This window comes from Pseudomonas sp. DNDY-54 (assembly GCF_019880365.1).
GTDB lineage: Bacteria > Pseudomonadota > Gammaproteobacteria > Pseudomonadales > Pseudomonadaceae > Stutzerimonas > Stutzerimonas stutzeri_P.
This window is the reverse complement of sequence record NZ_CP082271.1, coordinates 426,681-438,593: the sequence shown is the minus strand read 5'-3', so window position 1 is coordinate 438,593 and position 11,913 is coordinate 426,681. Positions and strand designations below refer to the sequence as shown.

At 62.1% G+C, this 11,913-nt stretch carries 8 protein-coding genes; 4 read left to right on the top strand and 4 right to left on the bottom strand.

What is annotated here, in order from left to right; translation table 11 throughout:
- Nucleotides 1–65: 65 nt before the first annotated feature.
- Nucleotides 66–404, bottom strand: coding sequence for a P-II family nitrogen regulator (glnK, locus tag K4O48_RS02075; RefSeq protein WP_003096476.1), 339 nt, complete (start codon nt 402–404; stop codon nt 66–68).
- 393 nt (nt 405–797) lie between these two features.
- Here glnK and K4O48_RS02070 point away from each other — a divergent pair, with 393 nt between their 5' ends.
- The 3 genes from K4O48_RS02070 (at nt 798) to K4O48_RS02060 (ending at nt 4,767) form a co-directional block, all read left to right on the top strand.
- Nucleotides 798–1,061 carry an accessory factor UbiK family protein gene (locus K4O48_RS02070; protein WP_222910534.1) on the top strand — a complete coding sequence of 88 codons (264 nt, stop codon included), beginning with the start codon at nt 798–800 and terminating at the stop codon, nt 1,059–1,061.
- Between the two features lie 32 nt (nt 1,062–1,093).
- Complete coding sequence (locus K4O48_RS02065; protein ID WP_222910533.1) at nt 1,094–2,593, top strand: YifB family Mg chelatase-like AAA ATPase; 1,500 nt, start codon at nt 1,094–1,096, stop codon at nt 2,591–2,593.
- Between the two features lie 206 nt (nt 2,594–2,799).
- A complete protein-coding gene (locus tag K4O48_RS02060; protein WP_222910532.1) occupies nt 2,800–4,767 on the top strand; it encodes a BCCT family transporter in 1,968 nt (655 codons plus the stop codon).
- 68 nt (nt 4,768–4,835) lie between these two features.
- On the opposite strand, the gene K4O48_RS02055 is transcribed toward K4O48_RS02060, so the two are convergent.
- On the bottom strand, nt 4,836–6,479 hold the full coding sequence (locus K4O48_RS02055; protein ID WP_222911950.1) for a putative bifunctional diguanylate cyclase/phosphodiesterase: 1,644 nt from the start codon (nt 6,477–6,479) through the stop codon (nt 4,836–4,838).
- 265 nt (nt 6,480–6,744) lie between these two features.
- On the opposite strand from K4O48_RS02055, the gene rep reads away from it, so the two are divergent.
- Complete coding sequence (gene rep, locus K4O48_RS02050; protein WP_222910531.1) at nt 6,745–8,754, top strand: DNA helicase Rep; 2,010 nt, start codon at nt 6,745–6,747, stop codon at nt 8,752–8,754.
- 385 nt (nt 8,755–9,139) lie between these two features.
- Here rep and K4O48_RS02045 read toward each other — a convergent pair whose 3' ends face one another.
- Complete coding sequence (locus tag K4O48_RS02045) at nt 9,140–9,904, bottom strand: IclR family transcriptional regulator (RefSeq protein WP_222910530.1); 765 nt, start codon at nt 9,902–9,904, stop codon at nt 9,140–9,142.
- A gap of 504 nt (nt 9,905–10,408) precedes the next feature.
- Entirely contained in the window at nt 10,409–11,911 is a 1,503-nt protein-coding gene (locus tag K4O48_RS02040; protein ID WP_222910529.1) for a CoA-acylating methylmalonate-semialdehyde dehydrogenase, read from the bottom strand.
- Between the last annotated feature and the right edge of the window lie 2 nt (nt 11,912–11,913).

Below are 11,913 nucleotides of genomic sequence, written 5' to 3'. Positions count from 1 at the left end.
CGGACGGTGCGTGGCGACGTGTCGGGCGTTGCCGCCCGCTCAAACGCGCGCTACGCGTCGGGCCGTCAGATTGCGTCGGTATCGGTTTCGCCTGTGCGGATACGGATAGCCTGTTCCAGATTCACGACGAAGATCTTGCCGTCGCCGATCTTGCCCGTGTTGGCCGCCTTGGTGATGGCCTCGATGACGCGATCCAGCTGATCGTCGGCGATGGCCACATCGATCTTCACCTTCGGCAGAAAATCGACCACGTATTCAGCACCGCGATATAACTCGGTGTGCCCTTTCTGACGACCAAAGCCTTTGACCTCGGTAACCGTGATGCCCTGAACGCCGATCTCGGACAGCGACTCGCGTACGTCGTCCAGCTTGAACGGCTTGATAATGGCAGTGACTAGTTTCATGAAAAACTTCTCCCGTTTAGGTGGACTTGCCCCAGAAGTACGAACCCGGCTCAAGTCTAAGCGCAGTGTCTGGCTCTTGTAACGCGCCGGCATGGCCGGGCGACTCCGGACACCCTCAACCAGTTCGGCGAAACGTCCCGAATCTCCTTGGCACCGCAACGCTCTGGTGCATCGCCATGGGCAGCCAAGCAGAATCGGTGCCAGGTTCATCAAAGTGCGGCGTAGTGCGGTGCGTGCGGCGCCGTGCGGCCGCGCTATAGGCGATTCAGCGCAACCGCGCACCAATACAGGGCGCAGCAACAGGGCCGCCCGTCCATAACCGTGCATGACCGCAAGAAATCGCCCCAAACGCGCCGTGCTACACTGCCGGCCGCACAGAAACAGGTGATGCTCATGTTCCCACCCAAAGCTTTTCTCGACGCCATCGGCTCGCAGGCTTCGCGCCTGTTCAGTGGCGAAACGCCGCTACCCCGTCCTGAAATCGAAGCCCAGCTCAAAGGAATCGTGCAGGGCGCACTGAGCAAGCTCGATGTCGTCAGCCGCGACGAATTCGATAGCCAGATGGTCGTGCTCGCACGTACCCGGGCGAGACTCGAAGCACTTGAGGCGAAGGTCGCCGAACTGGAAGAAAAACTCGCGCCACCCGCGTCCGAATAGACCGGGAGGCGGCACGATCAAGGAGTGATCGGATGTCCCTCGCAATCGTCCACAGCCGTGCCCAGGTGGGCGTGGAAGCCCCTACCGTCACGGTAGAAGCGCACCTCGCCAATGGCCTGCCTTCGCTGGCACTGGTCGGGCTGCCGGAAACGGCGGTCAAGGAGAGCAAAGACCGCGTGCGCAGCGCGATCCTGACCTCCGAATTTGATTTCCCCGCCCGTCGCATAACGCTCAACCTTGCCCCCGCTGATCTACCCAAAGATGGCGGCCGGTTCGACTTAGCGATCGCCCTGGGCATTCTCGCGGCCAGTGGGCAGATCCCTTCGGATCGCCTCGATACGCTTGAATGCCTGGGTGAGCTGGCGCTTTCCGGTGCGCTACGCCCCGTTCAGGGTGTCTTACCCGCGGCGCTCGCCGCACGACAGGCCGGACGTGCACTGCTGGTGCCGACTGCCAATGCCGAGGAGGCCAGCCTGGCATCAGGGTTGGTGGTCTACGCAGCCGACCATTTGCTGGAGGTGGCCGCGCACTTCAATGGCGTAACCCCAATTGAGCCGTTTCAAGCCAAGGGGCTGTTGCGACAGGTGTTGCCCTACCCCGACCTCGCTGACGTCCAGGGCCAGGCCGCCGCCAAGCGCGGGCTGCTGGTGGCGGCAGCAGGTGCACACAATCTTTTGTTTTCAGGGCCTCCAGGTACGGGCAAGACGCTATTGGCGAGTCGCCTGCCAGGATTGCTTCCGCCGCTGGAAGAGCAGGAGGCCCTGGAGGTCGCCGCGATTCAGTCGGTCGCCAGCCAGTCGCCGCTGGAGCACTGGCCGCAACGGCCGTTCCGGCAGCCCCATCACAGTGCATCGGGGCCCGCGCTGGTTGGCGGAGGAAGCCGACCCAGGCCGGGCGAAATCACCTTGGCGCACCAGGGCGTGCTCTTCCTCGATGAGCTACCGGAGTTCGATCGAAAGGTGCTGGAGGTGCTTCGCGAACCGCTTGAATCGGGATGCATTGTTATTGCACGGGCAAGAGACAAGGTGCGTTTCCCGGCACGATTCCAATTGGTCGCTGCGATGAATCCATGCCCCTGCGGCTACCTGGGCGACCCGAGCGGGCGCTGCCGCTGTTCGCCGGACCAAATTCAGCGCTACCGCAGCAAGCTCTCCGGGCCGTTGCTGGATCGGATAGACCTGCACCTAACGGTTGCGCGCGAAGCCACAGCACTGAACGCTCCGCTGGCCAGTAAAGAAACCACGAGTCTCGTCGCCGAGCAGGTGGCCGAGGCGCGACGCATACAGTTGCGACGCCAGGGCTGCGCCAATGCCTTTCTCGACCTGACCGGCCTGCGCAGCCACTGCCAGTTGCAACCCGAGGACCAGCAATGGCTGGAGCGCGCCTGCGAGCGGCTCGGGCTCTCGCTGCGTGCCGCCCACCGAATTCTCAAAGTGGCGCGCACACTGGCGGATCTTCAGCGGGCCGACTCCATCGAGCGCGTGCACCTCGCCGAGGCACTGCAGTACCGCCCCAGCAACCCGGCCGGTTGAACCGCGCTCGGTCGAAAACGCATCGAGCAGGCTGCTGAACAATGATCGGGCAACCATGCCGCAACCTGCAGGTTTCAGTGGTCTACCTTGAGTAGGCAGCCCCTTCACCCGCGGAACGCATCCGGTCAGAAGCTGACCACTATGTTAGATTGCGCCCTCTTCGCCACAGGCGGCCACTCCCTAATCGGTAACTAAAGGAGCGCAGCATGGAGGCCAACAAGTCTTCCTCTCCCACTTTCAACCCCCCTGTTTTCTACGGCTCTGCCGTTGCCATTCTGTTGCTGGTGATCTACAGCGTCGCCACACCCGAACACGCGCAAAGCGTATTCAGCGAGGTGCAGGCCTGGATCATCGCCAACGTCAGCTGGCTCTACATTCTTGCCGTTGCGATCATCCTGCTCATGGTGGTGTTGCTGGCCCTGAGCCGTTACGGCGAGATCAAGCTGGGCCCGGACCACAGCGAGCCGGACTACAGCTACCTGACCTGGTTTTCGATGCTGTTCTCGGCCGGCATGGGCATCGGCCTGATGTTTTTCGGCGTCGCCGAGCCGGTGATGCATTTCCTTTCGCCACCGGTTGGCGAAGGTGGCACCGTCGCAGCCGCGCGCGAAGCGATGAAGATCACCTTCTTCCACTGGGGTCTGCATGCCTGGGCGATCTACGCGATCGTCGCGATGATCCTGGCGTATTTCAGTTTCCGCCAAGGCCTGCCACTCACGTTGCGCTCGGCCCTGTACCCGCTGATCGGTGAACGCATCCACGGTCCGATCGGGCATGCGGTGGATATCTTCGCCATCATCGGCACCGTGCTGGGTGTGGCGACCTCACTGGGACTGGGCGTTACGCAGATCAACACCGGCTTGAACCATCTGTATGGGCTGCCGATATCGGTGCCAGTACAGATCGCCTTGATCGCCGGTACCACAGTGCTGGCAACCATTTCGGTCATCACCGGCCTCGACAAGGGCGTGCGTCGCCTATCCGAGCTGAACCTGACACTGGCCGTCCTGCTGCTGCTGTTCGTGCTGGTCGCCGGGCCTACTGTGTTCATCCTGCAGACCTTTGTGCAGAACACCGGTAACTACTTCTCGCAGATCGTCACCGCGACGTTCAACCTCTATGCGTATGAGCCGAACGACTGGATCGGCGGCTGGACGCTGTTCTACTGGGGATGGTGGCTGGCCTGGTCTCCCTTTGTCGGTCTGTTCATCGCGCGCATTTCGCGCGGGCGCACCATCCGTGAGTTCGTCACCGGCGTGCTGCTGGTCCCGACGGCCTTCACATTGCTGTGGATGACGGTGTTCGGCGACACGGCCATTCACATGATTCTCTGGGATCACGTCACCAGCTTGGGCGAAGCCATCGAGCGCGACAGCTCACTGGCGCTGTTCGCCTTTCTCGAATACTTCCCCTTTGCCTCACTGCTCTCGCTGATCGCCATCATCATGGTGGTGGTGTTCTTCGTGACCTCGGCGGACTCCGGGGCGCTGGTCGTGGATATGCTCGCCTCCGGTGGTCATGGTCAAACGCCCGTCTGGCAGCGTGTGTTCTGGGCGAGCTCCATGGGCGCTGTGGCGATCGCGCTGCTGCTTGCCGACGGGCTGACCGCCCTGCAGACGGCGACCATTGCGAGCGCCCTGCCGTTCACCCTCGTGCTGCTCTGCGCCATGTGGGGTTTGCTCAAGGCATTACGCGTCGATGCCACCAAGCAAGGGCTACGCTATCAATCGCTCAGCACCGCGCCGACGGCGACCCTATCCGAGGGCGGCTGGCGCCGTCGGGTGCAGAATTTGACGAAGTATCCGCGCCAGCACGATGTAGAGCGTTTCATCAGCGAAGTCGCCGCCCCCGCCTGTGCCGCTGTAGCTGACGAGTTGCGGCAGCAGGGTTACGGCGTCGAACTGACGGGCGGTGAGGACAACCGCACCGGGCTGCAGATCACGCACGAGGGCGCACCTGACTTCATCTATCAGATTCGGCCACGCGGTTATCCAATGCCGAGTTTTGTCGCCACCGAAACCGATGGCGATGAGCCCACTTACTTCCGCGCCGAGGTGCACCTCAAGGAAGGCGGGCAGAACTACGACGTCATGGGCTGGAGCCGTGACGGCGTGATAGGCGACATTCTCGACCAGTACGAAAAGCACATGCACTTCCTGCACATGGTCCGATAGCCGCTTAACCGAAGGCGTGGGCCGACGGTTGATGTTTCGCTGCCAACACGGCGAAACATCAACCGGCCCTAGGCGCCGACGACGCTTTCCGCCTTGTCCTGCTGACTCAGGTATTTCTCCAACTCTGCCAACGGCAGCGGCTTGCTGATCAGATAGCCCTGCACCTGATTGGCACCGAATCCTTCCAGCAGCTTCAGTTGAGCCGCCTGCTCCACACCCTCCGCCACCACCTCCAGCCCCAGCTCATGGGCCAGGCTGATCATGGCTTGCACCAATCCGTTGTCCCCTCCGGCCGTCACCCCGTCGACAAAGCTCTTGTCGATCTTAAGCAGGCTGATGGGCAGGCGGCTCAGATGCACAAACGACGAGAACCCGGTACCGAAATCATCCAGCGAGAAGCGCACGCCGAGCTTCGCCAGCGCGCTCATGGTGCCGCTCACCTGATCGCTGCGGCGCATCACGGCGGTTTCGGTGAGTTCGAACTCCAGCCAGTGCGGGTCCACCCCGCGCTCTTCGATAAGCCGCTGCAACGTGGCCAGCAGCTGACTGTCCTGAAACTGCCGAAACGACAAGTTGACCGCCATGTGCAGCTCGCCAGCCCCCTTCTCGCGCAAGCTCTGCATGTCACGCAGCGCGCGTGAAATCACCCAATAACCCAGCGGCACGATCAGCCCGCTCTCCTCTGCCATGGGAATGAACTCGTTCGGCGCCAGCAGGCCGCGCGAGGCATGGCGCCAGCGCACCAGGGCTTCCAGCCCAACGATGCGGCCGGTCTCCATGCACAGCCGCGGTTGGTAATGCAGCTCCAGATCATCGCGGCGCAGCGCGCGGCGCAGCTCGCCTTCCAAATCCGCCAGGCTGCTGGCGCTGCGGTTGACCCGCTCGTTATAGAGATACCAGGTACAGCCTTGCCGCGCCTTGGCCTGCCGCATCGCGACCTGCGCCAGCCACAACAGCTGGTCGGGATCGGTATCCGCCTTGGCATGAGCGAGCCCCAGGCTACAACCCAGCATCAGGCTCTCACCGTCGAGCCAGTACGGCTCGGCCAGTGCCTCAACCACCCGATCGGCAACCTTTTCGGCGCGACCAGCGCGCTGCGCGGTATCGATCAACAAGGCGAACTCATCGCCCCCCAGCCGGGCGACTCGATCACCCACTTCAAGCTGCGCCTTCAACCGCGCCACCACCTGCAGGATCAACCGGTCCCCGGCCTGGTGACCAAGCGTGTCGTTGACGCGGCGAAAGTTGTCCAGGTCCAGAAGTCCCAGCGCCAGGCCTTCGCCATCATGCTCCGCCAGCTCTGCCTCAAGCAGCGTCTGGAACCCTTGTCGATTGGCAATGCCGGTCAGCGGGTCTTGCTGCGCCAACCGCTGCAGCGTGGCATGCAAGGCGCACCGTTCCCGTGCGTAGCGCAGGCATCGGCGCAACACCTCGGGGCTGAAATGCGCGCCGTTCAGCCAGTCGACTACGCCTTCAGGCGCCTCGTCGGGTTCGGTGTCGAGCAGGAGAATCGTCGGCCAAGGGAAACGACCTGACGCAGGACGATGGCGAGGTGTAGCGAGCAGCAAGGTGTGGCCCGCTTCGGCCAGGTAGGCGGTAGCGGTCGGCCAGTCCTTCGCCAACAGCAGCACGTGCTGGCTGCGTAGCGAGGCCAGCGCGGCCTGCAGGCGTTCTCGCCACTCGGGCTCATCGGCCAGAAGGACCAAACGCATGGGTTGTATGGAAGATGTCACGGTGTTTCCCCGGTTCGTACGGAGCAGAAGGCGGTATTGCCACCTCGACGGTTACACCTCCTTGTGTGAAGCGGGGCGGCAAGCTGAGCAGCCTAAAGCGGGCGCCGCGGCGCATAGCCTAGAGCATTGCGACCCATAACCCAGCCCTGCGGGCGACGACCGGTAGTTGCAGCCGGTCAACAACCTCAAGTGCCGGGGCCAGCCCTGCTAAACTCTCGCCCCCATTTCGACAGACCACACGACGATGTCCCGACTCAATCCCCGGCAGCAGGAAGCCGTGAACTACGTCGGCGGCCCCATGCTGGTGCTCGCCGGCGCCGGTTCCGGTAAGACCAGCGTAATCACCCGCAAGATCGCCTACCTCATCCAGCAGTGCGGCATCCGCGCCCAGTACATCGTGGCCGTGACCTTCACCAACAAGGCCGCCCGCGAGATGAAGGAGCGCGTCAGCAGCCTGCTGCGTGGCGGTGAAGGCCGCGGCCTGACCGTCTCGACCTTCCACAACCTTGGGCTGAACATCATTCGCAAGGAATACGCCAAGTTGGGTTACAAGCCCGGCTTTTCAATCTTTGATGAGGGCGACATCAAGGCGCTGCTGACCGACATCATGCAAAAGGAATACGCCGGCGATGACGGCGTGGACGAGATCAAGGGCTACATTGGCAGCTGGAAGAACGACCTGATCATTCCCGAAGAAGCGCTGGCAAACGCCCGCAACCCGAAGGAACAGACCGCCGCCATCGTCTACACCCACTATCAGCGCACGCTCAAAGCCTACAACGCGGTGGACTTCGACGACCTCATCATGCAGCCGGTCAAGCTGTTCCAGAACCACCCCGAGGTGCTGGAGAAGTGGCGCAACAAAGTCCGCTACATGCTGGTGGACGAGTATCAGGACACCAACGCCAGCCAGTACCTGCTGGTGAAGTTGCTGGTGCAGGAGCGCGCGCACTTCACCGTGGTGGGCGACGACGACCAGTCGATTTACGCCTGGCGTGGCGCGCGGCCGGAAAACCTGATGCAGCTGAAGGATGACTTTCCCTCGCTGAAGGTGGTGATGCTCGAGCAGAACTACCGCTCCACCAGTCGCATCCTTAAATGCGCGAACGTGCTGATCGCCAATAACCCGCACGCGTTCGAGAAGCAGTTGTGGTCCGAAATGGGACATGGCGACGCGATACGGGTCATCCGCTGCCGCAACGAGGAAGCCGAGGCCGAGCGCGTGGCCATGGAAATCCTCACGCTGCACCTGAAGACCCAGCGGCCCTACAGCGACTTCGCGATCCTTTACCGTGGCAACTACCAGGCCAAGCTGATCGAGCTGAAACTGCAGCATCACCAGATCCCCTATCGCCTGTCCGGTGGCACCAGCTTCTTCGCCCGCCAGGAAGTGAAGGATCTGATGAGCTACTTCCGCTTGCTGGTCAATCCGGACGACGACAACGCCTTCCTGCGGGTGATCAACGTGCCACGCCGGGAAATCGGTTCGACCACCCTGGAAAAACTCGGCAACTACGCCACCTCGCGAAAGATTTCCATGTACACGGCCTGCGACGAAATGGGCCTGGGCGAGCATCTCGACAGCCGCTTCACCGATCGCCTGTCGCGCTTCAAACGCTACATGGACAACCTGCGCCAGCAATGCGCGCAGAACGATCCGATCGCCGCCCTGCGCAGCATGGTCATGGATATCGACTATGAGACCTGGGTGCGCCAGCAGACCTCCAGCGACAAGGCGGCGGACTTCCGCATGGGCAACGTCTGGTTTCTCATCGACGCGCTGAAAAACACGCTGGAGAAAGACGAAGAAGGCGAGATGACCATTGAGGAAGCCATCGCCAAACTGGTGCTGCGCGACATGCTCGAACGTCAGCAGGAAGAGGAAGAAGGCGCAGACGGCGTGCAGATGATGACGCTGCATGCGTCCAAAGGACTTGAGTTTCCTTACGTGTTCATCCTCGGCATGGAGGAGGAAATCCTCCCGCACCGCTCCAGCATCGAGGCCGATACCATCGAGGAAGAACGCCGCCTGGCCTATGTCGGCATCACCCGGGCACGGCAGAACCTGGCGATGACCTTTGCCGCCAAGCGCAAGCAATACGGCGAGATCATCGAATGCATGCCCAGCCGCTTCCTCGACGAACTGCCGCAGGAAGACCTGGAATGGGAAGGCCAGGAAGACGCGCCGGTGGAAGTCAAAGCCGCGCGCGGCAACGATGCGCTGGCCGCGATGCGGGCGATGTTGAAGAAGTAGAAAAGCCTTAGCGGCTCAAGCTGACGTAGGGTGGATCACGCTTCACCGATCCACCGGGTGGCGCTCCAGCGAGCGGCGCAAATCGAATCGTGGATGGCGATTCACCGAGCGAAATCACGGTGGATGAAAAGAGCGTCATCCACCCTACCTATTGGAGTGGGAAGGCCAGGGAAGACGCAAAGCTGCCCGCGGTAACGATGCATTGGCCGCCATGCGGGCAATATTGAAGAAGTAGCGGCGCGTCCGCGGCTAAAGCAGACGTACGGTGGATCACGCCTCACCGACCCACCTTGGCGATCCACCGGGTGACGCTTGACCAATCCGTGGGTGGCGCTCCACCAAGCAGGATCACGGTGGATGAAAAGAGCGTCATCCACCCTACTACTCAACCACTGACGATCGCCTCCAACTCCTTCGCCGCCGCACGCAGGCGCGGCACGAAGCTGAGGAGTTGCGCCATGGTGCAACGAATCACCGGCGCATGAGTGAACAGGCAGGCGCTCAGCTCGCCACGGCCGTCGCGCACTGGCACGGCGCAGGCCACCATGCCGTCGATGAACTCCTCTGAATCGGTGGCCAGGTCTTCTTCACGGATGCGGGCCAGATCATCACGCAGGGCACTGAGATCGGTAACGGTGTTGCGCGCCATCTGCCGGACCGGCAGGCGCGGCAGGATACGCTCAAGCTGATCATCTGGAAGCGACGCAAGATAGAGCTTGCCGCTGGCCGTGCACCAGAGCGGCGTATGGCTACCGATCGGTAGATTGATCTGCAAGGGCCAATTGGTCTGCACGCGATCGAAATAGAGCATGTCCAGGCCATCTGGCACCGACAAACCGCAGGTTTCGCCGATCTCGTCTGACAGCTGACGCAGGATCGCCTGACGCAACGCCTTGTGCCGACCACTGCCAAGGATATTCACCGCCGTCGCGTGCAGCCGATCGCCCGGCAGCAGGCCGCCCTTCAGACCGAACTGTAGAAACCCTTCCTTCTCCAGCGTTTGCACCAGGCGGTGGGCGCTGGGCTTGGGAATGTCCAGCTTGTCCGCTAGTGCACTGGGCGTTAGCGGCTCCGTGGCGCCCGCTACGGCTTCGATGATTTCCAGCACGCGGGTAATGGAGGAGCCTTTTTCACGGGGGGTACTGCGCATCGCCTGCCCTGTTATTAAAAACTTGAGCGCCATAGCGCGGAATGAGTGTATCGACGGATGTGGCTGAACACGCTGGTGGGCTGAAGCCCACCCTACGCGCGTCTATTCACGATCCGCATCGAGAAATTCGTACCGAGTGCGGATTACGTCTGCCCGCGCCAGTGTCGATCTTCATCGCGTCAAGAGGCGCACTTCCGGCGCCCGTGCATACCCGGTTCTGTAGTTCTGTAGGGTGGGCTTTAGCCCACCAAATGGACGAACCATTCGAATCAGCAAGCCAATCAGAACAGTTGCGCATCGTCGCGGTCCATCGGTGGGCTGAAGCCCACCCTACGCGCGTCTATTCATAATCCTCATCGAGAAGTTCGCACCAGCACCGATTACGTCTGCCCGCACCAGTGTCGATCTTCATCGCGTCAAGAGGCGCATTACCGGCGCCCGTGCATGCCCAGTTCTGTAGGGTGGGCTTCAGCCCACCAAGACGAGCACAGCCCCCTGCGAATGCTATTTCATGGTCGGCATCGAGAAATCCGCCCCGGCACGGATGCCGGTCGGCCAGCGCCGGGTCACGGTCTTCATCCGGGTGAAGAACCGCACGCCGTCCGGGCCGTGCATGTTCAGCGGGCCGAAGATCGAGCGCTTCCAGCCGCCGAAGCAGTGGAAAGCCATCGGCACCGGAATCGGCACGTTGACGCCAACCATGCCGACCTTGACCTCTTCCTCGTACTGCCGAGCGGTATCGCCGTCACGGGTGAAGATCGACGTGCCGTTGCCGAACTCATGGTCATTGACCAGCTTCAATGCGTCGTCGAAGGATTGGACGCGTACGACTGCCAAGACCGGACCAAAGATTTCCTCTTTGTAGATGCGCATCTCGGGCGTCACCCGATCGAACAGCGTCGGGCCGACGTAGAAGCCATTCTCGTAGCCATCAACTTTTAATCCACGGCCATCGCAGACCAGGGTCGCGCCCTCTTTCACACCCAGATCGATGTAGCTGACGACTTTCTGCTGATGCTCGCGGGTAACCAGCGGACCCATATGCGGTTCGGGTTCGACACCCGTGCCAGGGCCAGTGCGCATCTGGCCGATCTCGCCCTTGAGCATCTCGACCAGGTTGTCGGCCACCTCATCACCCACGCACACGGCCACCGAGATCGCCATGCAACGCTCACCGGCAGAGCCATAGGCGGCGCCCATCAGCGAGCCGACCACTTGCTGCGGATCTGCGTCGGGCATGATCACCATGTGATTCTTGGCGCCGCCCAAGGCCTGGCAGCGCTTACCGTGGGCCGACGCGGTGCTGTAGATGTACTCGGCGATAGGCGTTGAGCCGACGAAGCTCACCGACTGCACGCGCTCGTCGGTGAGCAGCACGTCCACCGCTTCCTTGTCACCGTTGACGATATTCAACACGCCCGCTGGCAGCCCGGCTTCGGCCAGCAATTCACCGAGCAGCATGGTCGCGCTCGGGTCCTTCTCCGACGGCTTGAGGACGAAGGTGTTTCCACAAGCAATGGCCACCGGCAGCATCCACAGCGGCACCATGGCCGGAAAGTTGAACGGCGTGATACCGACGCAGACACCCAGTGGCTGCATCAGCGAGTTGGAATCGATATCGCGCCCGACATTCGGCGAGAACTCGCCCTTGAGCAGGTGCGGGATGCCGCAGGCAAACTCCACGACTTCAAGCCCGCGGGTCACTTCGCCCTGGGCATCGGAAAATACTTTGCCGTGCTCCAGCGAGATCAGCCGGGCGACGTCGTCGCGACGCGCTTCGAGCAAGGCCTTGAAGCGGAACATAACGCGCGCCCGAACCAGCGGCGGTGTCTTGGACCAGCCTTCGAAGGCTGCCTGGGCGGCTGCAATGGCCTCACGGGTTTCATCCGCCGAAGACAGCGAAACGTAGACGCATGGCTCGCCAGTTGCCGGGTTGTAGACGGTCGCGTGGCGTTCGGAGCGGCCAGCGACGGCCTCGTTGTTAATCAGGTTGCCGAGGGTCTGCATGG